Source organism: Thioalkalivibrio sp. ALE25, from assembly GCF_000377285.1.
Classification (GTDB): domain Bacteria; phylum Pseudomonadota; class Gammaproteobacteria; order Ectothiorhodospirales; family Ectothiorhodospiraceae; genus Thioalkalivibrio.
This window is the reverse complement of sequence record NZ_KB897931.1, coordinates 45,941-72,196: the sequence shown is the minus strand read 5'-3', so window position 1 is coordinate 72,196 and position 26,256 is coordinate 45,941. Positions and strand designations below refer to the sequence as shown.

Sequence of the window (26,256 nt, the reverse complement as noted above, 5' to 3'; positions counted from 1 at the left end):
TTGCACCGTGCACCGGGCCCCGTAGGCAGGCATCCCTTCGGCACAGTACACTAGGGGACTTGAGCCAACCGGTCCCTGATATGGCAAGCGCATCCTCCACCCCCCTGAATCTGCTGGGCTACAGCCACCAACAGCTTGTCGAGCTGCTGGCGCAGTGGGGTGAACCGCGTTTTCGTGCCACCCAGCTCGTCAAGTGGATCCATCAGCGCGGGGTCACCGACTTCGAGCAGATGACCGACGTCTCGCGCAAGCTGCGCGAGCGCCTGGCGCGCGAGACCGAGATCCGCGTCCCCGAGATCGGGCTGGAAAAGGCCTCCGCCGACGGCACCGTCAAGTGGGTGCTGCGGCTCCCCGACGGCAATGCCATCGAGACCGTCTTCATCCCCGAGGGCGGGCGCGGCACGCTGTGCATCTCCTCCCAGGTCGGCTGCGCGCTCGACTGCACCTTCTGTTCCACCGCTCAGCAGGGTTTTAACCGCAACCTGACCAGCGCCGAGATCATCGGCCAGGTGTGGCTGGCCATGCAGCGCCTGCCGGCGCCGGAAGGGCGCAAGCGGGCGGTGAGCAACGTGGTGCTGATGGGGATGGGCGAGCCGCTGGCCAACTTCGACGCGGTCGTGCCGGCCTGCCAGCTCATGACCGACGACAACGCCTACGGCCTGAGCCGGCGGCGCGTGACCCTGTCCACTTCCGGTCTGGTGCCGGCGCTGGATCGTCTGAGCGAACACACGGATGTCGCGCTGGCCGTCAGTCTGCACGCGCCGAATGATGCGCTGCGCGACCGTCTAGTGCCGATCAACCGCAAGTACCCGATCGCCGAGCTGCTGGACAGCTGTCGCCGCTATGTGGAGGCGACCGATGCCCACAGCGGCGTGACCTTCGAATACGTGCTGCTGGCCGGGGTCAACGACCAGCCGGAACATGCCAACGAGCTCGCCGGACTGTTGCGCGGTATTCCCGGCAAGATCAACCTGATCCCGTTCAATCCGTTCCCGGGGGCCCCGTTCGACCGCCCGCGGGAGGCCGATGTGCTGGCCTTTGAACGACGGCTGCAAAAGGCCGGCTACGTCACCACCGTGCGGCGTACCCGCGGGGATGACATCGATGCCGCCTGCGGCCAGCTGGTGGGCCAGGTCGAGGACCGTACCAATCGCGGGATGCGCATGTTCCGCCTGCACGCCGAATTGCCACAGACGGATCGGAGGGCTTCATGACGGGACGCGCGGGTTGGCGCCTCGCCGCGGCGTTGACGCTGGCGCTGGTGCTGGGGGGCTGTGCCGCCACGGCCGACCGGCCGGTGTCCGGCGAGCGCGAGGAGGCCGCCGAGGTGCACGCCGAGCTCGGGATCGGGTATCTGCGCGAGGGCGAGTTCGAACAGGCCGAACGCAACCTGCGTCGGGCGCTGGACTATGACCCCGGCGATGCCCTGGCCAATATCGGCATGGCCGCGGTCCTCGAGCGCAAGGGCCAGCTGGATCGCGCCGAGGAACATTACCGCCGGGCCCTGCGCCGTGACGAGGGCAACCCCTTCGCCCAGACCAACCTGGGGGCGTTGTTGTGCAGCCGCGAGGAATTCGACGAGGCGCAGGCCCTGTTCGCGCGCGCCATCGACAATCCGGATTATGACCGCCGCGACATCGCCTACATGAACTCCGGCGTCTGCCACGCCGATGCGGGCGATACCGAGCAGGCGGAGCGCCAGCTCCGTCAAGCGCTGGAGATCAATCCCGGCTATCCCCGCGCGCTGCTGGAGATGGCCCGGCTGACCTACCAGGACGGCCGGCCGATGCAGACCCGCGCCTTCCTGCAGCGGCTGGACAGCCAGGGTATCGAGAGCGCCGAGACCCTTCTGCTGTGCTATCAGGCCGAAACCGCGCTGGGCAACAGCCGCGCGGCCAATGCCTGCGCCGAGCGCCTGAGCCGTCAGCATCCGGACAGCGACGAGATGACCGAGTTGCGGCGTCTGGAGCGTGAAGGATGAGTGATCCGCGCGACAAGGAACCGGACCTGGGGCGGGTCGAGGACGTTGACGATTCGACCACCAACGTCGCCCCCCTGCGTACCGAGGGGAGCGACCCGGACCCCGAGCCGTCGTTCTCGGCCGCGCACGGCCTGACCACGCGCGACCGGCCCGCCGAGGCCGAGGCAGAGACGCCCGGGGGCGAGAACGAGCCCGGTGCGAGTCTGCGCCGTGCCCGCGAGGCCGCGGGCCTCGATACCGCGACCCTGGCCAGTCGGATCCACCTCGGGCGCGGCACACTGGAAGATCTCGAGGCCAATCGCTTTCATCACATGCCGCCGGCCTACGTACGCGGGTACCTGCGCTCCTGTGCCCGCGAGCTGGGGGTGGACGCGGGACCCTGGATCCAGTCGTTCGAACAGCACGGGCTGGTGGATCCCGAGCTGCAGGCGGTCGCGACCCCCTCGGCGCGGGCACGCCGGCGCCGCCGCAGCCGCGGGATCTACTGGCTGGCACTGTTGCTGCTTGTGGCCCTGCTGGGGCTCGGGGTCTATGCCTGGAACGAGCGCACGGGCGCGCTCGGCCTGCCGTCTATCAACCTTGGGGATGCCCGGGAGGCTGTACAGGGCCTTGCGGATCCGGCGCTGACGGACGAGGAACCGGCCGTGGTGCCGGATGGTGAAGCCGCGCCCCCGGAAGCGCTCCCGACCGAGGGCGGAGCGGAGGATAGCGCGGCGGCCGAGGCCGCCGAAGCCGAGCCCATCGAGTCGGGCGAGAGTACCCCTGACACTGGCATCGAGGATGGCCAGACCCTCGCGATCACGCCCGAGTCCCTGACCGAGCGCGTGGCCGTGCCGGAGGAACCGGTCACGCCCGAGGTCGCGTCCGAGATCGCCTCGCTGCCGGAGGCCGAGGCTCCGGCCGAGACGTCGCCGGCCCCGGCGGACACCGCCGGGGGCGCCGAGCTGGTGCTGGAGTTCTCCGAAACCTCCTGGGTGGAGATCCGCGACGCCGCTGACGAGGTCGTCCTGACCGGCGTCCTCAGTTCGGGGGATCGCGAGACGCTGCGCCTGGAATTGCCAGGCCGTGTGATCCTCGGCAACGCCGAGGGGGTCTCGCTGACACTGGATGGCACGCCCGTCGATCTCGAGCCGCATATCCGGAGCGACCGCACCGCGCGCTTCGACCTGGAAGGCTGACGCGGGATCTGCCCGCGCGGCCATCACGTACAAGAAAAGACATCATGAAAGCGATCAAGTCGATCCGCGGGATGCACGACATCCTGCCCGAGTCCGTTCACGTCTGGCAGCACCTGGAAGACACGCTGCGCGAGGTCCTGGAGGGCTACGGCTACCATGAAATCCGCATGCCGATCGTCGAGGCGACCGAGCTGTTCAAGCGTTCCATCGGGGATGTCACGGACATCGTCGAGAAGGAGATGTACACCTTCGATGACCGCAACGGCGACAGCCTGAGCCTGCGCCCCGAGGGCACGGCCAGTTGCGTGCGCGCGGGGATCCAGCACGGGCTGCTGCACAACCAGGTGCAGCGGCTGTGGTATCTGGGGCCGATGTTCCGCCACGAGCGGCCGCAGAAGGGGCGGTACCGCCAGTTCCACCAGGTCGGGGTCGAGGTCTTCGGTCTGCCGGGGCCGGATGTGGACGCCGAGATGCTGGCGATGACCGCGCGCCTGTGGCGCATGCTGGGGCTGGCCAACGTGCGCCTGGAGCTGAACACCCTGGGGACGCCGGAAAGCCGCCGCCGGTACCGCGACCATCTGATCGCCTATTTCGAACAGCACCGGGAGGCCCTGGACGAGGAGGCGCAGCGTCGGCTCTACGACAACCCGATGCGCATCCTCGACAGCAAGCACCCGGAAACCCGTGCGATCGTCGTCAACGCCCCCAGCCTGATGGACGACCTCGACGAGGCCTCCCGTGCCCATTTCGATGCCCTGTGCGCGCACCTCGATGCGCTGGGCATCCCCTACGAGCACAATCCGCGACTGGTGCGCGGGCTCGATTACTATACGCACACCGTGTTCGAGTGGATCACCGACGATCTCGGTGCCCAGGGCACGGTCTGCGCCGGGGGCCGGTACGATGGCCTGGTCGAACAGCTGGGCGGGCGCGGGACCCCGGCCATCGGCATGGCCATGGGCCTGGAACGCCTGGTGGCGTTGCTGGAGGCCCGCGAAGAGGCCCCCGCGGCACCCGGGCCGGATGCCTACCTGATCGTCGGGGGCGACGAACTGGTGGGGCCGGCGCTGCAACTGGCCGAGGCGCTGCGTGGCGAGCTGCCCGGCTTGCGCCTGGTCCAGCACTGTGGCGGCGGCAGCTTCAAGTCGCAGATGAAGCGGGCCGATCGCCTCGGCGCCCACTACGCCCTGGTCCTCGGGAGTGACGAGCACGCCGCGGGCACCGTGACGGTGAAGCCGTTAAGATCGCAGGGAGGCGAGCAGGTAGCCGTGGAGCGTACCGCACTGGCCGATCATCTCCGTACAGCGCTGGCGCAGCGGTCGTAACCGCGCCAGCGCGGATCCAGCAAGAACAAGGAACAGCATGAGCGATCTCACCGACGAAGAAAAAGCCGAACGCATCAAACAGTGGTGGGCGGACAACGGCCTTGCGATCGTGGCTGGCCTGGTCCTCGGGGTCGCCGGCCTGTTCGGCTGGAACTGGTGGAGCGATCGGGAAGAAACCCGCGCCCAGGCGGCCTCCGAGATGTATCAGGCCCTGCAGGTGGCCGGCCAGACCGGGCAGACCGATCGCGCCCAGGAACTGGCCGATGCGATCATCGAGCAGGGCCGGGGCACGCCATACCGTGCGCTGGCCTGGGTCTACCGCGCGGATGTCGCCATTGCCCAGGACGATCACGACACGGCGATCAGCGCCCTGCAGGCCGCGCGCGACGCGGCCCCCGATCGGGGCTACCGCGAGGTGCTGACCCTGCGTCTCGCGCGCCAGATGATCCTGGCCGAGCGTCTGGACGACGCCGAGACCACCCTCGCGGATGTGCGCAGTGAGGCCTTCAACGGCCTGAAGCGCGAGCTGCAGGGCGATCTCGCCCGTGCTCGCGGCGATCGCGAGGGCGCCCGGGAACATTACGAGGCGGCCCTGGACGCGGGCCACAGCCCCGAATATCTGCGCCTGAAATACGAAGAGCTTTCCGTTTGAATGAGGGGGGCGGAGTCTGTCGGACTTGGAACTGATCGGCTGCGCGCGTGGGAGAACGGCCCCTTTTTCCGCTCTCTCTCGTTACATAGTGCCCACTATGCGCCTCGAGAGACCGAAAAAATGGACTCGCTCTCCCGCCACGCTCGCGACGATCGCCCGAATCCGACAGACTCCTGGGCCGCCCGTCGTTCGCGCGCACCCGCGACACGAACGCGAGTGCGTACATAAACCCTTGTTTCCTTAGAGGATCTGTCGCCCGATGTCAGTGCCTTACCTTGCAAGTCCGGCCATGCGTCTGCTGATTGCCGGCGCCCTGATCCTGTCCCTCAGCGCCTGCGGGCTGTGGCAGCGTGATACCACCGAGCCCCCGGCCGAACTGCCGGAGTTCGAGGCGGAGGGACAGCCGGAACGGCTGTGGTCGCGCTCGGTGGGCAGCGGCGGCGAGCGTTTCCTGTGGCAGGTCTACCCGGGGATCACCGACGACCTTGTGGTGATGACCGACGCCAGTGGACGTGTCTCCGGGCTGAATCCGGAGAGTGGCAGCCAGCGCTGGCAGGTGCGCCTGGACGACGCCCGAGTCTCGGCCGGTGTCGGAGTTGGCGAAGACCTCGCGGTGGTCGGGACCCTGGACGGCTATGCGATCGGTGTGGACCTGGAAGGGGGCGGGGAACGCTGGCGCGCCGCGCTGTCCAGCGAGGTGCTGGCAGTCTCGGACGTCGCTGGCGGGCTGGTGGTCGTGCGCACCAATGACGGCCGCCTGCATGCGCTGGACGCCGCCTCGGGCGCGACCCAGTGGACCGCGCTGCGGACCACGCCCTCGCTGAGCCTGCGCGGCGCCCAGCGCCCGCAGATCACCTCCGGACGCGTGCTGGCCGGTTTCGACAACGGGCGCCTGTTGATGCTGGGGCTTAATCGCGGCAATGTCCTGTGGGAGACCACGCTGGGCATCCCCAGTGGTCGCACCGAGGTCGAGCGCATGGTGGACGTGGACGGCCATATCCCGCTGTATCGCGGTGCGGCCATTGCCGCGAGCTATCAGGGCCGTCTGGCCGCGCTGGATCTGAATTCCGGCGAGCTCTTCTGGACCCGCGATTTCTCGTCCTACCAGGGCGCGGACGTGGACACCGACTCCGACGTGCTGGTGGTGACCGATGCCGAGAGCCACGTGTGGGGCCTGCAGCCGCGCAGTGGCGGCGACCTGTGGCAGATGGACGGGCTGCGCCTGCGCGGGGTCACGGCGCCGGTCGTGGTGGGACCGCATGCGATCGTCGGCGATTACGAGGGCTACCTGCACTGGATCGATCTCGAGGATGGGCGCATCGTCGCGCGGCTGCGCGCGAGCTCGGGTTCCGTGGTGACCCGCCCGACGCTGGTCAACGGGACGCTGTACGTGGTGACCGACAACGGGCAACTGACCGCGGTGAACCCCGCGATCCGGGGCGCCGAGTGAGCCCGCTTAGGCCAGCCGCCTCTGGGTACCGCGGGGGTCGGGAACACCGATGATCCCGGTGATCGCGCTGGTCGGGCGCCCCAACGTCGGGAAGTCCACCCTGTTCAATCAGCTCACGCGCTCGCGTGATGCCCTGGTGGCCGATGTCGCGGGGCTCACACGGGATCGCCAGTACGGGATCGGCAAGGTGGGCGATTTCCCCTACCTGGTGGTGGACACCGGCGGCCTGTCGGGCGAGGGCGCGGAAATGGACCGCGCGATGGCCGAGCAGACTCGGCGCGCGGTGGCCGAGGCCGATCACGTGCTGTTCCTGGTGGACGCCCGCGATGGCCTGACGCCGCAGGACCAGGTCATCGCCGACCAGCTGCGGGCGGCCGGCGTGAAGGCCCGGGTGGTGGTGAACAAGACCGACGGCCTGGATGCCGACTCCGTCAGCGCCGAATTCTACGCGCTGGGTCTGGGCTCGATCACGGCCATCGCGGCCGCCCACGGGCGGGGCGTCCAGGGCCTGATGCAGGGCGTGCGCAAGGACGTGGCGGCGGCGCGTCGCGCGGCGCTGGAGGCCGGCGGCGTTGAGGCCAGTGAAGCGGCGTCCAGCGACGGGCTCGACGAAGCCTCGCAGCAGGCGGCCCTGGACGACTGGCCGGGCATCCGCGTGGCGATTGTCGGGCGGCCCAATGTCGGCAAGTCCACCCTGGTCAACCGCATCCTTGGTGACGAGCGCGTGGTGGCCACCGATGTCGCCGGGACCACCCGCGACAGCATCTTCGTACCCTTCGAGCGTGACGGCACCGACTACACCCTGATCGATACCGCCGGTGTGCGGCGCCGGGCGCGGGTGCACGAGGTGATCGAGAAATTCAGCGTGATCAAGACGCTGCAGGCCATCGAGGCCGCCCACGTGGTGATCCTGGTGGTCGATGCCCAGTCCGGGCTGTCGGACCAGGATTCGCACCTGCTGGGCATGGTGATCGAGGCAGGGCGCGCGCTGGTGCTGGCGGTCAACAAGTGGGACGGCATGGAGGACCATGCGCGCGAGCGCATCCGGGACGAGCTGGACCGCCGCCTGGGCTTTGTCGACTTCGCCCGCATGCGCCTGATCTCCGCGTTGCACGGCACCAATGTCGGGCACCTGCTGGATGATGTGCGCGAGGCGCATGCCAGCGCCTTTCGCAAGGTCTCCACGCCGGAACTCACGCGCCTGCTCGAGGCCGCGGTGGCGGAGCATGCGCCGCCCATGGTCAGCGGTCGCCGGATCAAGCTGCGCTACGCCCATCAGGGCGGGCAGAATCCGCCGGTGATCGTGGTCCACGGCAACCAGACCGATTCTCTGCCGGGCAGCTACAAGCGCTACCTGGAAAACTTCTTCCGCAAGCACCTCAAGCTGGTCGGGACGCCCCTGCGCCTGGAGTTCCGGTCCGGTCGCAATCCGTATGCCGGCCGGCGCAACAAGCTGACTCCGCGGCAGCAGCAAAAGCGCAAGCGCCTGATGCGGCACGTGCGCCGCTGAGTCGAGGATGACCTCGGCGCCTTTCGCCAGCCCGGCCCATGACCCGGACCTGTCGGCATTCGCCAGGGTGGTCGAGCCGTTCCGCGTGATGGACATCCTCGCCCGTGCCCAGGAGGCCGAGCGCGACGGGCGCGATATCATCCATCTGGAGGTCGGGGAGCCGGACTTCCCGACGCCGCCGCCGGTGATTGCCGCCGGTCGTGCGGCGCTGGCCGCCGGGGATACGCGCTACACCCCCGCCCACGGGACCCGCGCGCTGCGCGAGGCACTGGCCGCCGACTACCGTCGGCGCCACGGTGCCGATGTGGATCCCGAGCGGATCGTGATCACGGCGGGCGCGTCGGCGGCGATCCTGCTGGCCCTGGCCGCCGGGGTGAACCCGGGCGAGGAGGTCCTGCTGCCAGACCCGGGCTACGCCTGCAACCGGCAGTTCGTCGCCGCGCGTGGCGCGCTGCCCGTGGGCCTGCCGGTGCACGCCGAGGATGCCTTCCAGCCGACGCCCGAGGCCATCGCCGGGGCATGGCACGCGAACACCCGGGCGGTGCTGCTGGGTTCCCCGGCGAACCCGACCGGGACCTGCCTGTCGCGCGAACGCCTGACCGCGATCGTCGAGGTCGTGCGCGAACGCGGCGGGCTGGTGATCATGGACGAGATCTACGCCCAGATTGTCTTTGACCGCCCCGAGCCCAGTGCCGCGGCCGGCTTCCCGGACGTGGTGGTGATCAACTCCTTCTCCAAGTACTTCGCGATGACCGGCTGGCGCCTGGGCTGGATGGTGGTGCCCGAGACCTGGGTGGACCCGGTGCGCCGCCTGGCGCAGAACCTGTTCGTGGCCCCGGCCACGATGGCCCAGACGGCGGCACTGGAGGCCTTCACCCCGGCGACCGAGGCACTGCTGCAGACGCAGGTGCGCGAGCTGGAACAGCGGCGCGACGTGCTCCTGGACGCGCTCCCGGGGCTCGGGCTCGCGGTCCAGGCCCGTCCGGAAGGGGCGTTCTACATCTATGCCGACTGTACCGCCCACGGAGCGGACTCCGAGGCGCTTTGCGCACGCATTCTCGACCAGGCCGGCGTGGCCCTGACGCCGGGTACGGATTTCAGCCCGACCCGCGGGCGCGACTATCTGCGGATCGCCTATACCCAGTCGGAGACCCGACTGCGCGAGGCCGTGGAGAGACTGCAGACCCTGCTGGGTTAGTTACCCCAGTATTTCCCTAAAGGCGGGGCAGGTGGCTGCCGAAGGACGAGAGCTGCCAGAACAGCAGCAGGAGTGCGGCGGGGGCCACGAAACGCAGGGTCCAGCGCCAGGTGGCCAGGACAAGCGGCCGGTGCGGCAGCTCCTGCGCCGCGATGTGCGCCGGGACCACCCAGCCTGCGAACACCGCGATCATCAGCCCGGAAAGGGGCAGCAGGATATTGATCGAGGTGTGTTCCAGCAGGTGGTAAAGCGTTGGCAGTTCGCGCCCAAGTAGCGTGATATCGATTTGCGCCCATTCCGCCCCGCTGAAGGAAAAAATGGTGATCAGGCTGCACGCCCCGATGCTCAGCGTGGCCGTAAGGGACGCCCACCAGTGCCCAAGCCCGAAACGTTCGTGGAGCAGGTGCACGAAGACCTGAACGCCGGTGATCATCGTGCCGAAGGCGGCAAGGCCCAGCATGACGAAGAACAGCACGGTCAGGAGCGCGCCGGCCGGGATCGCGCTGAGCGCCAGGGGCAGGGCTTCGAACATCAGAGCGGGGCCGGCCGTGGGATCGAGATCGAAGGCGAATACAACGGGAAAGATCGCGAGCCCCGCGGTCAGGGCAATCAGGGTGTCCGCGATTGCGATGCCGGCGGCGGTGCCGCCGATCGAGATCTCCTGTGGCAGGTAGGCCCCGAACATCATCAGCACGCCGGCCGCGAGGGTCATGGTAAAGAAGGCATGACCGACGGCGATCAGCAGGCTGCGCGGCTCCAGTGCCGCGAAATCGGGCCAAAACATGAAGGCGGCCGCGCTGCGGACGTCGCCGATCCACAGGCCGCTGGCCATTGCCAGCAACAACAGCGCGAACAGAAGGGGCATCAGGACGCTGACGCCGCGTTCCAGGCCGCCGCGCAGCCCCAGGCCGAGGATCAGAAAGGTGGCACCGATCCCGAAGGCCGTCCACGACAGCATTCCGCTGGCCGAGGTGGTGGTGGCCACGAAGACCGCCCGTACCTGTTCGCCATCGGCCTGGGAAAAGGCCCCGGCCGCCGCCTGCGGGATGTAGGAAAACACCCACCCCGCCACCACCACATAAAAGCCCATGATCACGAATGACGCTAGGATCCCGATCCAGCCCACCATCTGCCAGCCATCGTGCGCCCGACTCTCGCGGGCTACGGCCAGCGCCGCATAGCCCGGTGACCGGCGCCCGCGCCGGCCGATCATGACCTCGGCCATCATGACCGGGATACCGATTACGGCAATCGCCGCGAGGTAGACCAGCAGGAACGCACCCCCGCCGTTCTCGCCCAGGATATAGGGGAACTTCCAGATGTTGCCCAGGCCGACGGCCGAGGCAGTGGCGGCCAGCACGAAGGCATAGGCGTGCCGCCAGCGGATGCGGGTGGCGGTGATATCCATGCCGCGCGGGCCCGGTCAGGTGATGACGTCGGGTTTCTCGCGGCGGGTCAGGCCGGGGATGTCGCCGAGCCGGGAGGCGGCCTCGATCAGCGGACGCAGCAGTTCCTGCGGGTCGGCATCGAGGTGTTCCGGATGGGTCTCGTGCTGCTCGATGTACAGGCGCAGCGTGGCGCCCTCGGTGCCGGTGCCGGACAGCCGGAAGACGATGCGGGCACCGCTCTCGAACAGCACGCGCAGGCCCTGGTGCTCGGTCAGGCTGTTGTCCACCGGGTCGCGGTAGGCGAAGTCGTCCGCGCGCGCCACGCGCATGCCGGCCAGGGATTGCCCCGGCAGCACCGAGAGCTGTTCGCGGATGCGTGCCATCACCTGTTCGGCGCGGTCGCTCTCCACGGCCTCGTAGTCGTGCCGGGTGTAGTAATGGCGTCCGTACTGGCGCCAGTGATCGCGCACGATCTCCTCCACCGACTGGCGCCGGGCCGCCAGCAGGTTGAGCCAGAACAGCACGGCCCACAGGCCGTCCTTTTCGCGCACGTGGTCGGAACTGGTGCCGAAACTTTCCTCGCCGCACAGCCGGATGCGTCCGTCGTCCAGCAGGTTGCCGAAGAATTTCCAGCCGGTCGGGGTCTCGAAGCAGGGGAGGTCCAGCTTTGTGGCGACCACGTCTACGGCCTGACTGGTAGGCATGCTGCGCGCCACGCCCTTCAGGCCGTCGGCAAATGCCGGGATGTGGTGGGCGTTGGCCGCCATGATCGCGAGGCTGTCCGAGGGCGTGACGAAGAAATGCCGGCCGAGGATCATATTGCGGTCGCCGTCACCGTCCGAGGCGGCGCCAAAATCCGGGGCATCGCGGCCGTACAGGGCCTCGCGCAGCTCCCGCGCGTGCGACAGGTTCGGGTCCGGGTGGCGGCCCCCAAAGTCGGCCAGCGGCTCGGCGCGCAGGATGGTCTCGGCCGGGGCCCCCAGGCGGTTGACCAGGATCTCCTCGGCATACGGGCCGGTCACGGCATGCATGGCATCGAAGCGCATGCGGAAGTGATCGGAGCGCAGGAGTTCGCCGATGCGCTCGAAGTCGAACAGGGTGGCCATGTAATCGGCATAGGTCCCGACCGGATCGACCACCTCGACGGCCATGTCGCCCAGCTGTCCGGCGTGCAGGTGATCGATGTCCACGTGCTCGGTGCCATTTGCGATGCGGTAGTGCTGGATGCGGGTGCTCTGCTCGAAGATGGCGTCGGTCACCGAGGGCGGAGCGGGGCCGCCGTTGGCGGTGTTGAGCTTGACCCCGAAATCGCCCTCCGGGCCTCCCGGGTTGTGCGAGGCAGACAGGATCAGGGCGCCCGTCGCCCCGCGCGAGCGGATGAGGTGCGATGCGGCCGGGGTCGACAGGAGGCCGGCGTGCCCCACGGCGACCTTCTTCACACCGTTGGCCAGGGCCATGCGCAGGATCAGCTGGATCGCCTCGCGGTTGTGGAAGCGCCCGTCGCCACCCAGGAGCAGTTCGCCGTCCTTCAGGTCGGGACAGGCGTCGAAGATGCTCTGGATGTAGTTCTCGAGGTAGTGCGGCTGGCGGAACTGGCGGACGCGCTTGCGCAGGCCGGAGGTGCCGGGCTTCTGGTCGGAAAAGGGCCGGGTGGTGACGACGCTTATGTCCATGGGGTCGCGGATCCTTGTTGGTCGATTCGAAGGTACCAAAAACCCCGGGGGGTGTCCCGCCTGGCACTACTGGCGCTCGCGGCGAAGCCGCCCTGGCCTGTTAGACTGCGCGACATGTTGCTGGAGCGTCAGACCCCGTCCCACCTGGAACCCAGGCCCGAGAGCTTCGCGGCACTGATGGAGATGTACGAGGAGAACTACCTCGCGCTGCGCCGTCTGTGTCCCGAACTCGAGCGGCAGCCGGTGCGTTCGGTCTCGCGGGTGGCGGGCGCGCTGGATCTGTACCTGGAGGTGCTGGAGCGCACCCGCTATACCACCACGCTGCACCTCACCTACCGGTTCGATCATCAGGGTGAACGCCGCGAGCAGCCAGACATGCGCGTGCGCCTGTTCCATGACGCGCGCCAGGCCGAGGTGCTGGAGCTGCACTGCCGGACCATCGGGGACGGTGCCGTCCCGGAGATGCTGAGCGGCCACCCGGGCCTGGTCTGTCGCTGGCGGCACAACCGGTTCCTGTACAAGTGGCTGCGCTACTGCCTGCGCCAGGGGCACCGCTTCCTGGCGGATACCGAGTCGCAGGTGGCCGCGGTCGAGTAGGTCGAGCAGGCGGTCGTGGTCGCGGCCTACTGACAGGCTACGGGCCGGGGCGCGATCGCGTCGTTCTCCAGCAGGCGGTGCAGCGGGGCGGGCTGACCGAACAGGAAGCCCTGCATCATCGGACACTCCAGCTTGCGCAGGTAATCGCGGTGGGCGTCGGTCTCCACCCCCTCGGCCACGATATTCATGTTCAGGCCGCGCGCCATGGAGATGATCGCGTTGACGATGCAGGCCTCGTCCTCGCGGCAGATGGTCTGCGTGAAGCTGCGATCGATCTTGAGGGTATGGATCGGCAGCTTCTGCAGGTAGCTGAGGGACGAGTAGCCGGTGCCGAAGTCGTCCACCGCGATCTGCACGCCGGCGGCCCCCAGCCGGTTCAGTTTGTGCACCGTGTCCGGGGTGTCGCTCATCAGCAGGTTCTCGGTGATCTCCACCTCCAGCAGATCGGGCGGGAAGCCGGCCTCGCCCAGGATGCCCAGGAAGTCCTCGACGAAATCGTCGCGCTCCACCAGTACGGGGGAGAGGTTCACGGCCAAATGTAGTTCCGGATAGCCCGACTGCATGTGCTGCTGCACCTCGCGAATGGCGGTGCGCAGGGTCAGGCGGTCGAGATCCACGATCAGGCGGGTGTCCTCGGCGACCGGGATGAACTCGGCCGGGCCCAGCAGCCCCAGTTGCGGGTGGTCCCAGCGAATCAGCGCCTCGACGCCGACCATTTGCCCGGTTTCCGTGTCGACCTGAGGCTGATAGAGGATATGGAACTCGTCGCGCTCCAGGGCGCGGCGCATGTCCTGTTCCAGCTGCAGCCGGCGCGGGGGGTGGCCGCCCATGTCCGGGCTGTACACGCGCACCCCGGTCTTGCCGGTGCTCTTTTCGCGGTACATCGCGATGTCCGCGTTCTTGATCAGGGCCTCGAGGTTGTCGCCGGCATCCGGGTAGATTGCGATGCCGATGCTGGCGCCGACGAACAGTTCGTGGTCGCCGATCTGGAACGGGGCCTGCAGGCTCTCCAGGATCTTCTCGGCCACCTGGATGGCGGACTCGCTGCTGGCCAGACCCGGTATCAGCAGGGTGAACTCGTCGCCGCCGAAGCGCGACAGCGTGTCCCCCTTGCGGATGCAGCCCTGCAGGCGCTGCGCCACGCCCTGCAGCAGGCGGTCGCCGACCGTGTGCCCGAGCGAGTCGTTGATCACCTTGAAGCGGTTCAGGTCGATAAACAGCACGGCTAGTTGCGTGCCGGAGCGATGGGCGTGGGAAATAGCCACATCCACGCGGTCGCGGAACAGGGCGCGGTTGGGCAGGCGAGTGAGCAGGTCGTGGTAGGCCTGGAAGTTGATGAAGGCCTCGGATTCCTTGCGCTCGGTGATGTCGCGGGCGGTGCCGTAGGTCAGCGCCTCATGCCGGCCCTCGGCGTTTTCGTCCCCGGCCCCGTTGGGCCACACCGCGACCTCGAAGAAGTGCCGGGTGTGGGACGGGCGCGCCGGTTTCAGGGCGAGTTCGACGGAGCGGATATGGGGCTGGCGGCGGGTGGCCTGTTCGAAAAAATACGCGGCCTTGTCGCGGTCCTCGGGTTCGACCAGGTCCAGGATGGAGGACTCGAGCAGGTCCTGACGGGCATAGCCCAGCAGTTCGTGGACGCGCGAGTTCACGAAACGGAAGCGGTGTTCCGCATCCAGCACGAACACGATGTCGGGCGAGTTGTTCACGATCATGCGGTGCAGGCGCTCGGATTTCTCCAGACGCGCGCGCATGGCGCGGTTGGCGTCTTCCAGCGCCTTGTGCTGCAGCGCGTTGCGTACGGTCGCCAGAAGTTCGGCCGGTTCGTAGGGTTTTTTCAGATAGTCGTGCGCGCCCTCGCGCAGGGCTCCGGCGACGTCCTCCACGGTGCTGTTGCCGCTCACCACCACGGTCAGGGTTTCCAGGCCGGCGGCCTGCATGAAGCGCAGGACATCGAGACCGTCGAGTTCCGGCATGGCGAGATCGAGCAGCAGCAGGTCATAGTGCTTTTCGCGCAGGGCCTCGATGGCGGCGCCGCCACCCGGGGCGGTGCGTACGGGATAGCCTTCCAGACTCAGCAGGCCCCGCAGGCTTTCGAGCAGGCCGGGATCGTCATCGGCGATCAGGATGCGGACGGACTGCGGGTCGATCGGCGTGTCGCGGTCGGTCATCAAGGCCTCAGGGCGTCATGATTGCGTCATCCCTGATGCGTCCGCTGTCCCCTGTGTGACCAAGGGCAGGGTGATTTCGAAGCGCGTCCCGGCGCTTGTGCTGGTGAAGGTGAAGCCCGCACCGATCTCCTCGGTCAGGCGCTTGACGATGCTGAGCCCGAGGCCGGCATGGCCCGGCCCCTTGCTGGACGCCACCGGCGCAAACGCGGCGGCCTGGACCGCCGGTGGCAGGCCGGGTCCCTTGTCGGTGACCGACAAGGGCACTACGCGGCGGCCGTTGACCGTGGTCGGGGCGCGGGTGGCGATACTGATCTCGCCACCGTTCTCCTGCGCCTCCGCGGCGTTCTTCAGCAGGTTGGTCAGGATCTGGCGCAGGTGATCCGCCGACACGGACAGCGGCGGGTCCGACGGGCTGAGGTCCAGGTGGAGCTGGATGCCCCGGGTCCGGCACAGGGATCCGTCGACGATGTCCGCGACCTGGCGCACCAGTGCGTTCAGCGAGCCCGGTCCGGTCTCTCCGGTCGCGGCGGCCTCCGGATCGCGCAGGCGCAGCAGGATGCGCCCGACCCGGTCGATCTCGTCCTTGATGAGGCCCAGCTCGTGGCGGGCCTCGTGCTCCGCGCCCAGCTTGTGGTGCAGCACGCCCAGGTAGTTCTGGATGATGCTGAGCGGGTTGCCGGCCTCGTGCACGGTCTCGCGGATGCGCTGTTCGGTAGCGTCCGTGTCTCGGGGCTCGGGGCGGGGCTGCGTCAGGGCGCGTGCGATCTCGCGGGTCAGGGAGCGGATGAAGTCGCTGCGGGGTTCCAGGCCCTCCGCCTGGCCGTGCGTCAGCCCGAGGATCAGCACGCCGGCGGGCTGCTGACCCTCGGCCAGCAGCGGAAAGCTCCACAGGCGTTCCGCCTCGCACAGGCGGAACAGCTGCTGGTCGATCACCGGGAGGCCGGCGGCGTTTTCCTCCTCGTGACGCAGGATTTCGCGGTCCAGCAGGGTGTCGGTGACCAGGCTGCGCCCGGGCAGCAGCGGCAGGGTGAAATCGGGTGTCTCGTCATCCTCTACCCAGGCGGAGACCGACTGCTGGTCGTCGTCGACCAGAAACAGCAGGCTCTGGCTCACGCCCAGGGTCAAAAACAGGGTGCGCCGCGCGGCCAGGCAGCGGTCCTGCAGGCGGGTCGCGCGGGCCATCTCCGCGTTGATCCGTTCCAGTTCGGTGAGGTCCCGTACCCGTGCCCCAAGGGCGCGTTCGGCTGCCCGGTCGTTCGATTCCGGCCCGTCCTGCGTCTCTGGACCCGGCGCGGGGGCGTCGAGATCGATCTCCAGCGAGCCGGCGATGCGCCGGACATCTTCGGCCACCCGTTCGCGCAGGGCCCGTGCCAGACCCTCGTTCAGGCCGAACAGCGTGTCGGCGGCGGCCAGCGCTGTTTCGTTGCAGGTGGCCTCGGTGCTGGCCGCGAGGGTGGCCGGAAGGCACGCCATGGCATGTGCCAGGTTCACCAGCTTCACCAGGTGGTGGGCATCGCGCACGCGTTCGGCCGGCTCCAGGTGGTAGCGCACGGCATCGGCCACGAAAGGGCCGAGGCCCCAGGTCTCCAGGCAATCACCGCCCAGCTCGCCGTAGTGGCACCCGAAGCTGTCGCGTTCCAGGGCCACCAGGTGCGGGTCATCCTCCGCCGCCTGCAGCAGGGGCCAGTAGTGGCCCTCGTCTCCGGCAAGCCGGATCAGGCGGCCGATGTCGATCAGCAACCCGGCCAGGTAGGCCTCTTCCGGGCGGGGGTAGCGGGTCAGGGTCGCGAGGACCTGGGCGAGGCTGGCGGTGGTCAGGGCGCGGCGCCAGATCACACGCAGGTAGCTGCGATGCCGGGGTGCGAACTCGCCGAACAGCTGCTGGATCGCCGCGGTGAGGGCCAGGCTGCGCACCGTGTCCAGGCCCAGGCTGAACAGGGCGCGGTCGATGGTGCGGCAGGGCGAGCCGCGGTAGTAGAAGGGGGAGTTGGCGGCCTGCAGCAGGCGGCCGGACATCCCGGCATCCTGCAGGATGGCGCGGGCGAGGGACTGGAAATCGGCTTCATCTGCCTGGGTGGCATCGAGAACGGGGATCAGCGCCTGGGGCAGGCTGGGTAATGCGTCCGTTGCCGTGTTGACCCTCGCCATGCTGTTCCCCGGAGACGCTGTAGCCGACCCGCCGTCTCAGTTGCCCGAACCGCGAACCCGGTGGTGGCACCGTGTGGCGCCTGCGCGCCGGGCCGCTCTTGATAACCGACTATACTGTGCGGTATTCGGACGCGCTACCGGACGGGGTAGACCGGCCGTGAGTTCGCCGTCATCCTTTACCGATCAGGGTTTCCTCAATCCATGCCGATGAGTGCCATGCAGGGAGCCGCAATGTCCGATCGCAGTGCCTCGGCGGATCCCCGATCCGCAGCGGTGGCGCGGCCACGGGTCCTGGCCGTGGCCAGTGGCAAGGGTGGCGTGGGCAAGTCCAGCCTCGCGGTGAACCTCGGGATTACCCTGGCGCGCCGGGGGCGGCGGGTGTGCATCCTCGACGGCGACACCGGGCTGGCCAACATCAACATCCTGCTGGGGCTGCGTCCGCAACGGGGGCTGCCCGAGGTGCTGGCCGGGGAATGCGGCATCGAGGAGATCCTCCTGGAAGGGCCCCATGGCCTGCGGATCATCCCGGGCGCCAGTGGTATCCGCGAATATGCCGAGCTCTCCGAGGCCCACCAGCAGCGCCTGGTCACGGAGCTGGCGCGCATCGAATCGGATTTCGACGACCTGTTGCTGGACACCGCCGCCGGCATCGGCGACACCACGCTGGACTTCCTCGCGGCCAGCCATCAGGTCCTGCTGGTGCTCACCCCGGAGCCGACCTCCCTGACGGACGCCTTCTCCCTGCTGAAACTCGCCTTGCGCCGGCAGGCGCTGGATGTACGGGTGGTCGTCAACATGGTCGCGGACGTCGCCGAGGCGCGCAGCGTGTTCCAGCGCTTCGGCAACGCGGTGGAAAAATACCTGCATACGCGGGTCGATTTCCTGGGGTTCGTCCAGCGCGACGAGAGCCTGCGCACGGCGGTCACCCTGCAGCATCCGGTCGCGCTGTTTGCCGAGGGCGATCCGTCGGTCCGCCCGTATCAGCGCCTGGCCAACGCGCTGGACGACGACCCGCCGCAGGGGCCCGACGCGGCCTTCAGCCGCTTCTGGCGCGGGCGGCTCGAGGGGTCTCCACCCGCTCCCCGATCCGCTGTCGGTTCCGCCGGGGATGGCGGATCCCAAGCCACGGCCCCGCCGACAACGGCGGTCCAGGAAGCTGTGGATTCCCCGGCCGGCGAGACGCCCCCGCCGGAGGTGGATGCCGACCAGGGCCTGGACCCGTTGCGCCGGGCCTTCGAGAACGCGCTGGAGGTGGCGGACCCGGAAGCCCTGGCCGAGGTCCTGAACACCCTGCACGAGCAGTACCGGGCGCGCACGGGGCGACCGGCCATCAAGGGGGTTGAGCCTTCGGTCGATGCGCCGTCGGAAGAGGCGGCCAGCCCCGAGGTTGCGGAGGATGTCGCGTTGGGTGAGGCGCTGGGCCCCGCCGATCCGCCGAGCCCGGGGGCCCCTGCGGGGCGGGATGCCGTTCCGGCTGCCGATACGCGGACGTCCGACCCGCCACCGGACTTCGGCTGGCGTGCTGCGGACCCGGACCCGGGTATCCCGGGGCCGCACCGGACATCCCATGCCCCGGGCTTTGATCACGAGCGGTTCGGATCCCAGGAAGCGCTGCTTGCGCGGCTACGCGAACTGGAGGGTCGGGACGTAGACCTGGCGGAGTTTCTGCGCCGTCTGTGAAGGGCGCGACGGGCGCCTATCGGGGGCCCAACAGCAGCCAGGCGATCAGTCCCAGAAGCGGCAGGAACAGCAGGATCAGGATCCACAGCAACTTGACGACCGGGCCGGCGGGGCTTTGCGCGGTGCGCACGATGGCTTAGGGAAACACTGATCAATGCACACGCTCGCGTTGGCACCCCAGGTTTTCCGAGACAAGGCGCGGTGCGCAGCGGGTAGTGGTTCTACCCGCAAGTGGCGCAACGCAGGATCGGGGAACCTGGGGTGCCAACCCCACAAGCCATTGACAGCAGGGGCTCGGCCGCTTTTGCGCGCGAACGGCGTTGCGGTTCCCTTGTGCAGAATGACTGCACGGCAGTCACCGCGCCTTGTTCCCACGCAAAAGCGACTCGAGCGCGAGTGTGTGCATTGATCAGTGTTTCCCTAAATTACGATCAGCAGCCAGACGAGGCCCAGAATGCCGGTAACTTCGATGCCCATGGGATGCTCCTTGCGGGTTGGATGCGTGGCTCGACCGGAACGCACGCCCTGTTTGAAGGCAGGAGCAGGTATCTCCTGTTCAGGTCCCTGATAGCACGTGGCTTGTGCGGGTGCCAATCCGGGCGGCGAAAAATGTGCCAGGCGCCGCGAACCGATACCCTGTGCCGCAACCGTCATTGAACGCCCCGGAAGGAGGCCCATGAAGATCTGGGTGGATGCGGACGCCTGTCCCGCTGTGATCAAGGAAATCCTGTTCCGCGCGGCGAAGCGGACCGGGACGCCGATGACCCTGGTGGCCAACCAGCCGATGCGCACGCCGCCGTCCAAGCTGATCGACTCCATCCAGGTGGGTGCCGGGTTCGACGTGGCCGACAACGAGATTGTCCGGCGCCTCGCGGCGGGCGACCTGGTCATCACGGCCGATATCCCGCTGGCCGCGGAGGTGATCGAGAAGGGCGGCCAGGCGCTCAATCCGCGCGGCGAGCTCTATACCCGCGACAACATCCGCGAGCGCCTCAGCATGCGCGATTTCATGGACACCCTGCGCGGGAGCGGCGTGGATACCGGCGGTCCCGCGGCCCTGGGCCCGCGCGACCGCCAGGCCTTCGGCAACGCCCTGGACCGCTGGCTCGCCCAGCACGCCCGCTAACGCACGGCGCGCCGCAGGGCCTAAACCCGCAGTTGCCGGATCAGTCTGAGGGTCTCCTCCGCCAGCTCCACCCAGTCTTCCCGTGGAGCGAGGTGTCGCCGTTCGCGCGAGTCCAGTGCCCCTGTGGTCTCAGGGCCGGCGCTCGGCCGGGACCGGGCCATTCGCGAGGGCGAGCGGGAGCGGTTCTGATATGCCGGATTCATGCGTTTGAGCGTCCCTGTCGGGTGCGTGTGTGGGTCGTCATTCGTTGGTAACGGCAGCCAACCGTCTCGCTTGAGCCTGTTATTCGCGGGTGAATCGGCACGGAGGATGCCCCTTTGGTTAGGCTGTGCGGGTCGGGACGCAATACGCGCTGCGAGCGGAGCCGGGAGAAACGATCGTGTGGAAGGGGATGAAGGCCCTGATTCTGGGGTTGGTAGCGTCAGCCTTGTTGGTAGCCTGCGGTGGCGAGCGCGTGGCGCCGGTAACACTGGAGCAGCTGGCGGCGTCGGCGCCGGCGTTCGACGGCGAGCTGGTGGAAACCGAGGGGGTGGTGAACCGCTTCGACGATCCCGAGCACTACTGGCTCGAGGACGACGCCATCAACCGGGTGGCGGTCACCCCCGGTTCGGCGGTCCGCGACCACCTGGGCGAGAACCTGCGCGTAGTCGGGCGCTTTTCCTACCACCCGGAAGAGGGCCGGCGCATCGAGATCGATCCGGCCGCGACTGCAGCCCTGAGCGCATCCGCCCGCTGAACGAATCTGTATACCTGGCTCCGGGAAGCCGGATTGTTCAATGGAGACGCAATGACACAGTGGATTGACGTGGCCCCGGTCGGGACGATCGAGGATGGAGATCATCGTCTGGTGGAGACGGCGGATACCGAGGTCGCGATCTTCAACCTCGGGGGCGAGTACTTCGCGGTGGAGAACCTCTGTACCCACGAGGATGTGCCCATCGCCGACGGCGAGATCGACCCCGACGACTGCATTACCTGTCCGATGCACGATGCCCAGTTCTGCCTGCGCACCGGCGAGGTCATGGAGCCGCCGGCAGAAGAGCCGCTGACCCGGTTCCCCGTGCGCATCGAAGGCGACATGGTGCAGGTGGGCGCACAGCCACTGGACGACTGAACCGCGCTAGGGGAACACTGATCAAGGTACACACTCGCGTTGGTACCCCAGGTTTTCCGAGACAAGGCGCGGCGTTGCGGTTCCCTTGTGCAGAGTGACTGCACGGCAGTCACCGCGCTTTAAACGCACGCAAAAGCGACTCGAGCGCGAACGTGCACGTTGATCAGTGTTTCCCTCGGGTTGAGCCGGAAGCTGCCCCGGATGCTCTGCTTTTGCCGCGCCTGTACACTATGGGGCGCCTCACGTTGAACTTACGGGGGCAATCGCGCGGCTAGACGAGGGCACCCAAGCAATGGCAGGCACGGAGCAGACAGGCCGGGAAGGCCCGGGGGCCGATCCGGCGAAGCTTTGGTCGGGACTGGCCGGTTTGTCGGATGCGCAGCGCCAGCAACTGGCGCGCGGGATCGTCCCGCGCGTGGCGGACCACCTGGACCGCTGCCTGGAGGCGATCGCCCGGGACTGGACCGCCGGCGGCAAGGATTCCGAAAGCAGCGAGTGGGCCAACCAGCTTCAGGGCTATCAGTTCGTGCTGCGCCGCCAGTTCGAGGAGGCCCTGGAACGGGACTTCCTGGCCACGACCTATCCCCCGAAGTACGAATTTTCCGGTTCCAGCTACGCGGGCGACAACTCCGGGTTGCAGATCCTGGACGACTACCAGTCCACCCGCCGCTCCCTGCGGCACAAGCTGGAAGGACTGGTCCGCGAGCACAATCGCTATTCCTGGTTCGTCTTCCTGCAGGCGGCGCGCGAGGAGGATCGCTTCGAGCACCCCGGCTGGGCGCCGTGGTCGCCGCTGAACTGGTACGAGCGCCTGATCGAGACCGCCGAGGCCCAGTTCGGCCGTACCGACATGACCCTGGATCTGATGCGCGGGTATGTGCGCTGCCTGGGCAGCACCGCCGCGACGACCCTCGCCTTCGTGGTCGAGACCGTCGAGTCCTGCGGCCTGGTCCGCGAGCCGGTTTCCGAGGAGCCGGATGGCGATCTGGACCGGCCGGCGGCCCGCGCGAGCTGGGGCGCCGCTAGCGCCGAACCGGCCCCCGACGGCACGCCGCAGCCCGGGACCGAGGCAGACGCGGCGGGCCCGGCGGGAGCCGGCGGTGGAGTGGGTGTGGCGGCCCGCGCGCCGATGCCCGCGGCGGATGCGGCCCCGGAGGCCTGGCAGCGATGGGCGGCGTCCTCCGGCTGGCTGCCGGCCGCCGGCGGGGCGGGCATGGGCCCGGCGGCGAGCGCCGGTGGCTCGGCGGTCGAGGCCTCCCTGGAGGAGGTCATCACGGGTGTGCTGGCCGGCGTGTTCTCCGAGGTGTCGCGCCAGCTTGAGTGCCATCCCGAGTTCCGCGCGGTCATGCTGAAGCTGCAACCGCTGCTCGCGCGCGTGGTCAGCCGCGATCTCGAATTCTTCCACGACCCCGCCCACCCGCTGCGCGAATGGGTGGGCAGCCTGATCAACAGCGGCGTGCGCATCAGCCCCGACAACGGCGCGGAGGATGCCGCGCTGGTCAAAGGCTATCTCGACGCGATGCGCCAGAGCGTCGAACGCCTGGAGAAGGAGGTCGATGTCCTTGATCGCGCCGGCGCACAGGCCCTGCGCGAGGCATGGGACACGGCCCTGGCGGAGCAGGACGCACACTGGCAGACGCGGGCGCGCGCGCTCGCCGAGCCGATGTGCGAGAAGGAACGCGCCGCCCGGGCCCGACGCACCCTGACCGTATGCGTGCTGGAGACCGGTGCCGAGCTGCCGGAGCGCGCCGCCGAGCAGATCGCCGAGGCCTGGGAAGACCTGCTGGCCGTGGACGAGGCGGCCGTGCAGGTCCTGGACGCCGAGGTCCAGGAGGTGGTGCGGGCGATCTGCAACGGGGTCACCCCGCAGGAGGTCAATCCGCTGGTGCAGAAGATCGTCGCCACCGCCCGCGAGCACGGTGCCGACGAGGCGCGCATCAAGGCGGTGGTCCAGCACCTCGGGCAGGCGCACCTGCAGCGTATCCGTGCCGCGGCCGATGAGCCGCGCTTCGACCCGCAGGCACGCATCCAGGCGCGTCGCGCCACGCGCCTGGAGGACGACGACCCGGACCTGCTGACCGATCTCGACGACCCCTGGGTCTTCGATGCGAGCCGGATGCGGACCGGCGAATGGTTCGAGCTGGTGGACAAGGCCAGCGGGCAGCTATCCCGCATGGGTCTCGTGTGGCGCGGCGAGGCCACGCGCGGCTACCTCTTCCTGTCGCTCGACCAGGGCGCCAGTCGCCGCCATTCCCTGCAGGGCGTCGCCCAGGAACTCCGCGAGGGCCGCATGCGCCCGCTGCCGACCGACAACCCGCTGGATGCGCTACTGGGCTGATTCGGATCCCGCCTCTCACGAGGTCAAGGGCGTTTGGCACCACGAAGCGCACGAAGGCACGAAGAAGGGCAAGGGCGGTTTACAGGAAGGTTTGAAGGTTGGAAGGGATGATGGGCTGGAGGGCCTGGGGCTCGCAGGGTTTCGGTGAGTCGCTTTGCCCCGGAAGGTCTGCATCCGAGATCGATGATTCCGGAGGAATGGACCCGGCCATCGTTATTCATTCCAGCGTCCTTCCCTACTTCCTGTAACCCGGCTTTTGCAGTTCTCTGTGCCCTCCGCGCTCTCTGTGGTGAAAAATGCCTTAGGCGTTGCCCCGGGGGTCGGGCAGGCGCACGCGCAGGTGGGTTGCGCCGATTACGGCGGCCGGGACCAGCAGCAGGTTCACCACCGGCACCATCGCCAGCAGCGTGGTGCCGGCCCCGAAGCTGAGCGTCTCCAGCCGGTGGGCGCGCAGGGTCTGGCGGACCGCCGCAAACTCCAGTCCGTCGTTCGCCAGCGGCGCCTCCATGAATTCGACCGCCAGTACCCAGCTGCCGAACAGGAACCACGCCAGTCCGGCCAGCAGGTTCAGCCCGGGGATCACCGTGATCACCAGAACCGGGATGAACAGCAGGGCGTAGTACCCGGTCTTGCGCAGCGCGGTGATGCTCGCGTGACCCATCTCGCCGAGAAACGAGCGCGCCGGCTGGCGCGGTTCGTGGCCCAGGCCGCGGGCGGTGCGGTAGGCCAGCGGGCCGGAGAACGGGCTGGCGATGATCGCGGCCAGGGCCACCGCCGAAACCCCGAAGGCCACCAGCAGCGCCAGGGCGAACAGCGGCCATAGCAGCCAGGCCAGCCAGTCCCAGCCACCCGGGAGCCAGGCGGTCAGCAGCGCCTCGAAGCCGAATCCGGCCGCCGTGGCCAGCCCGATCACCACCACGACATTGATGATCAGCGGGCCGATCACCAGTCCCCGCAGGCCCGGTTCGAATACGCGCGAAAGCCCGCGAAAGGGCGCCAGGAACGCGAACAGCGGCGTCAGGCGAAGCGAAGGGGCCGGCACGATAGCGTCAGCGGCGCACCCCGAAGATCGTCAGCACCAGTCCGACGACGGACATCACGCCGCCCGCGATCAGGTACCAGCGCGTCTCGTCCGTGTAGCGACCCATGAATTCCTGGTGCAGCTCTTCCCCCAGGCTTTCGGTCGCGTTGTAGCCCATCACCAGCAGGATGATGCCGCCCACCAGCAGGGCAATTCCGAGAACTCGCGTCCAGTGCATGTCGTATCCCTTCGTTGTGGTGTTCCCTTCGGAATGTAGCATCGATCACCACCATTAGGCCCTGCCCCCGGATTTCCTGTAGGAGGCCAGCCCTCTGGCCGATGGGATGCTGGTGATGCCCCCCATCGGCCAGAGGGCTGGCCTCCTACATGGGTCTTGTCGGCACAGGAGACGGTCAGTCCGTGAAGCCGGGCTCCAGACCCACGCCGATGCGCGCGAGGCGGGCGGCTCCGCGCGCCGCGTCGTCATCCGTGGCCGGGGTGACCGGGCATTCGAGGATGCGGCTGCGGATGCGGGTCCATACGGGGTTCCGGGCGCCGCCGCCGAGGGAGACCACGCGTTCCACGCGCGGGGCGCCCAGTTCGGTCAGACGGCGGTAGCCGTCGCGCTCGATGCGGGCGATCCCCTCGAACAGTCCCTGCAAGAAGCGCGCGTCGTCATCGGGGCGGGGGGCGAGACGCGGCTCCAGATCGGGATCGTTGACCGGGAAGCGCTCGCCGGGTCGGGGCAGGGGCCGGTAGTCCAGCCCGCTGTCGTTCTCCGGGTCGATGGTGTCGCTAAGTCGCTCCAGCGCCGCGTCGTCGAAGTACTGGCGCAGTACGGCGCCGCCGCTGTTAGAGGCGCCGCCGACCAGCCAGCGTCCCAGCAAGTGGTGGCTGTAGATGCCCAGTTCCGGGGCGTAGATCGGCTCCGGCGCCAACTGCTTGAGCACCAGCGTAGAGCCCAGGCTGGTGACCCCGGTGGTGTCATCGGCGACACCGGAGGCGAGAAATCCGGCGATGCTGTCGGTGGTGCCGGCCACCACCCGGCAGGCCGGGTTCAGGTGCAGTGCCTCCGCCATCTGTGGGTCCAGGGGGCCCAGCACGGTGCCGGCGGGGACCACCTCCGGCAGCAGGGCGGCGTCGGTCCCGAGGGTCTCCTGCAGCCAGTTCGGCCATCCCCCCCACAGGGCGTCGTAGCCCAGTTTCAGGGCGTTGTTTTCGTCCATGTGGTCGAAGCGCCCGCGCAGGCGCCCGGCGATCCAGTCGGCCTGATGCAGGACGCGGCGCACGCCCGAGAGCCCCTCGTGGCGACGCAACCACAGCAGCTTCGCGGCCGAGGAACTGGGGCTGTGCACGGCGGAAGCGGCCGGGGCCACCCCGGCCAGCACGGGCAGCATGTCGGTGGCCCGGGCATCGTTGTACATCAATGCCGGGTGGGTCGGGCGTCCATCGGCGTCCAGGCGCAGCAGGGTGGCCGAGGTCCCGTCCACCGCGATTGCCGCCGGCTCGCCGTCCAGATGCGTAGCGGCCTCGCGCAGGAGCTCGCGTACATGGGACCACCAAAGGGCCGGGTTCTGCTCCGCGCGCTGCTCATCGCCACCGACCGAGGCCGGCAGCGCCCGCTGCGCGGCATGGATGCGCTCGCCCGCCGGGTCCAGCAGCACGAGCCGGATCCCGGAGGTGCCGAGGTCGATGCCGATGGCGTGCAT

General features: G+C 68.7%; 21 protein-coding genes and 1 pseudogene. 14 read left to right on the top strand and 8 right to left on the bottom strand.

Going from position 1 to position 26,256, the window contains the following annotated elements; genetic code table 11:
- The first annotated feature begins 80 nt into the window (after positions 1 to 80).
- From C996_RS0107405 to C996_RS0107370, 8 genes are all read left to right on the top strand, one after another.
- Entirely contained in the window at positions 81 to 1,214 is a 1,134-nt protein-coding gene (locus tag C996_RS0107405; protein ID WP_018866821.1) for a bifunctional tRNA (adenosine(37)-C2)-methyltransferase TrmG/ribosomal RNA large subunit methyltransferase RlmN, read from the top strand.
- Entirely contained in the window at positions 1,211 to 1,981 is a 771-nt protein-coding gene (pilW, locus tag C996_RS0107400) for a type IV pilus biogenesis/stability protein PilW (RefSeq protein ID WP_018866820.1), read from the top strand. The genes C996_RS0107405 and pilW overlap by 4 nt, the downstream gene beginning before the upstream one ends.
- Positions 1,978 to 3,159 carry a helix-turn-helix domain-containing protein gene (locus C996_RS0107395; RefSeq protein ID WP_018866819.1) on the top strand — a complete coding sequence of 394 codons (1,182 nt, stop codon included), beginning with the start codon at positions 1,978 to 1,980 and terminating at the stop codon, positions 3,157 to 3,159. The genes pilW and C996_RS0107395 overlap by 4 nt, the downstream gene beginning before the upstream one ends.
- Positions 3,160 to 3,203: 44 nt before the next feature.
- On the top strand, positions 3,204 to 4,484 hold the full coding sequence (hisS, locus tag C996_RS0107390; protein ID WP_018866818.1) for a histidine--tRNA ligase: 1,281 nt from the start codon (positions 3,204 to 3,206) through the stop codon (positions 4,482 to 4,484).
- Positions 4,485 to 4,521: 37 nt separating this feature from the next.
- Positions 4,522 to 5,136, top strand: a complete 615-nt coding sequence (locus C996_RS0107385) for a tetratricopeptide repeat protein (RefSeq protein WP_018866817.1) — start codon at positions 4,522 to 4,524, stop codon at positions 5,134 to 5,136.
- Between the two features lie 289 nt (positions 5,137 to 5,425).
- The gene (gene bamB / locus C996_RS0107380; RefSeq protein ID WP_018866816.1) at positions 5,426 to 6,586 is read left to right on the top strand and encodes an outer membrane protein assembly factor BamB; all 1,161 of its coding nucleotides are present in this window, start codon (positions 5,426 to 5,428) and stop codon (positions 6,584 to 6,586) included.
- 49 nt (positions 6,587 to 6,635) lie between these two features.
- Positions 6,636 to 8,096 carry a ribosome biogenesis GTPase Der gene (gene der, locus C996_RS0107375; protein ID WP_018866815.1) on the top strand — a complete coding sequence of 487 codons (1,461 nt, stop codon included), beginning with the start codon at positions 6,636 to 6,638 and terminating at the stop codon, positions 8,094 to 8,096.
- Positions 8,097 to 8,103: 7 nt separating this feature from the next.
- Positions 8,104 to 9,294 carry an aminotransferase class I/II-fold pyridoxal phosphate-dependent enzyme gene (locus C996_RS0107370; RefSeq protein ID WP_018866814.1) on the top strand — a complete coding sequence of 397 codons (1,191 nt, stop codon included), beginning with the start codon at positions 8,104 to 8,106 and terminating at the stop codon, positions 9,292 to 9,294.
- A gap of 16 nt (positions 9,295 to 9,310) precedes the next feature.
- On the opposite strand, the gene C996_RS0107365 is transcribed toward C996_RS0107370, so the two are convergent.
- A complete protein-coding gene (locus C996_RS0107365; RefSeq protein ID WP_018866813.1) occupies positions 9,311 to 10,702 on the bottom strand; it encodes a sodium-dependent transporter in 1,392 nt (463 codons plus the stop codon).
- A 15-nt stretch (positions 10,703 to 10,717) separates the two neighbouring features.
- Positions 10,718 to 12,355, bottom strand: coding sequence for an alpha-D-glucose phosphate-specific phosphoglucomutase (locus C996_RS0107360; RefSeq protein WP_018866812.1), 1,638 nt, complete (start codon positions 12,353 to 12,355; stop codon positions 10,718 to 10,720).
- A gap of 114 nt (positions 12,356 to 12,469) precedes the next feature.
- Here C996_RS0107360 and C996_RS0107355 point away from each other — a divergent pair, with 114 nt between their 5' ends.
- Positions 12,470 to 12,952 (top strand): DUF1249 domain-containing protein, encoded by a 483-nt coding sequence (locus C996_RS0107355; protein WP_018866811.1) that lies wholly within the window; start codon positions 12,470 to 12,472, stop codon positions 12,950 to 12,952.
- 26 nt (positions 12,953 to 12,978) lie between these two features.
- Here the strand turns inward: C996_RS0107355 and C996_RS0107350 are convergent, their stop codons facing one another.
- Both C996_RS0107350 and C996_RS0107345 read right to left on the bottom strand, forming a co-directional pair.
- Positions 12,979 to 15,120, bottom strand: coding sequence for an EAL domain-containing protein (locus C996_RS0107350; RefSeq protein ID WP_018866810.1), 2,142 nt, complete (start codon positions 15,118 to 15,120; stop codon positions 12,979 to 12,981).
- Positions 15,121 to 15,135: 15 nt separating this feature from the next.
- A complete protein-coding gene (locus C996_RS0107345) occupies positions 15,136 to 17,268 on the bottom strand; it encodes an HDOD domain-containing protein (protein WP_018866809.1) in 2,133 nt (710 codons plus the stop codon).
- Between the two features lie 231 nt (positions 17,269 to 17,499).
- Between C996_RS0107345 and C996_RS0107340 the strand changes: the two genes are divergently transcribed.
- On the top strand, positions 17,500 to 18,948 hold the full coding sequence (locus C996_RS0107340) for a MinD/ParA family protein (protein ID WP_018866808.1): 1,449 nt from the start codon (positions 17,500 to 17,502) through the stop codon (positions 18,946 to 18,948).
- Between the two features lie 16 nt (positions 18,949 to 18,964).
- Here C996_RS0107340 and C996_RS14240 read toward each other — a convergent pair.
- Positions 18,965 to 19,084: pseudogene (locus C996_RS14240) on the bottom strand (PLDc N-terminal domain-containing protein); the annotation flags it as partial.
- Positions 19,085 to 19,624: 540 nt separating this feature from the next.
- Here C996_RS14240 and C996_RS0107330 point away from each other — a divergent pair.
- The 4 genes from C996_RS0107330 to C996_RS0107315 all read left to right on the top strand — a co-directional run bounded on the left by C996_RS0107330 (position 19,625) and on the right by C996_RS0107315 (position 23,526).
- Positions 19,625 to 20,074: a YaiI/YqxD family protein gene (locus C996_RS0107330; RefSeq protein WP_018866806.1), complete on the top strand. Its 450-nt coding sequence runs from the start codon at positions 19,625 to 19,627 to the stop codon at positions 20,072 to 20,074.
- Between the two features lie 391 nt (positions 20,075 to 20,465).
- On the top strand, positions 20,466 to 20,810 hold the full coding sequence (locus tag C996_RS0107325) for a hypothetical protein (protein WP_018866805.1): 345 nt from the start codon (positions 20,466 to 20,468) through the stop codon (positions 20,808 to 20,810).
- A 51-nt stretch (positions 20,811 to 20,861) separates the two neighbouring features.
- Positions 20,862 to 21,188 (top strand): non-heme iron oxygenase ferredoxin subunit, encoded by a 327-nt coding sequence (locus C996_RS0107320; RefSeq protein ID WP_018866804.1) that lies wholly within the window; start codon positions 20,862 to 20,864, stop codon positions 21,186 to 21,188.
- A 367-nt stretch (positions 21,189 to 21,555) separates the two neighbouring features.
- The gene (locus C996_RS0107315) at positions 21,556 to 23,526 is read left to right on the top strand and encodes a DUF1631 family protein (protein WP_018866803.1); all 1,971 of its coding nucleotides are present in this window, start codon (positions 21,556 to 21,558) and stop codon (positions 23,524 to 23,526) included.
- A gap of 301 nt (positions 23,527 to 23,827) precedes the next feature.
- Here the strand turns inward: C996_RS0107315 and cysZ are convergent, their stop codons facing one another.
- The 3 genes from cysZ to C996_RS0107295 all read right to left on the bottom strand — a co-directional run bounded on the left by cysZ (position 23,828) and on the right by C996_RS0107295 (position 26,256).
- Positions 23,828 to 24,568, bottom strand: coding sequence for a sulfate transporter CysZ (gene cysZ, locus C996_RS0107305; RefSeq protein ID WP_018866801.1), 741 nt, complete (start codon positions 24,566 to 24,568; stop codon positions 23,828 to 23,830).
- A 7-nt stretch (positions 24,569 to 24,575) separates the two neighbouring features.
- Positions 24,576 to 24,785: a DUF3185 family protein gene (locus C996_RS0107300; RefSeq protein ID WP_018866800.1), complete on the bottom strand. Its 210-nt coding sequence runs from the start codon at positions 24,783 to 24,785 to the stop codon at positions 24,576 to 24,578.
- Between the two features lie 175 nt (positions 24,786 to 24,960).
- Positions 24,961 to 26,256, bottom strand: coding sequence for an FGGY-family carbohydrate kinase (locus C996_RS0107295; protein WP_018866799.1), 1,296 nt, complete (start codon positions 26,254 to 26,256; stop codon positions 24,961 to 24,963).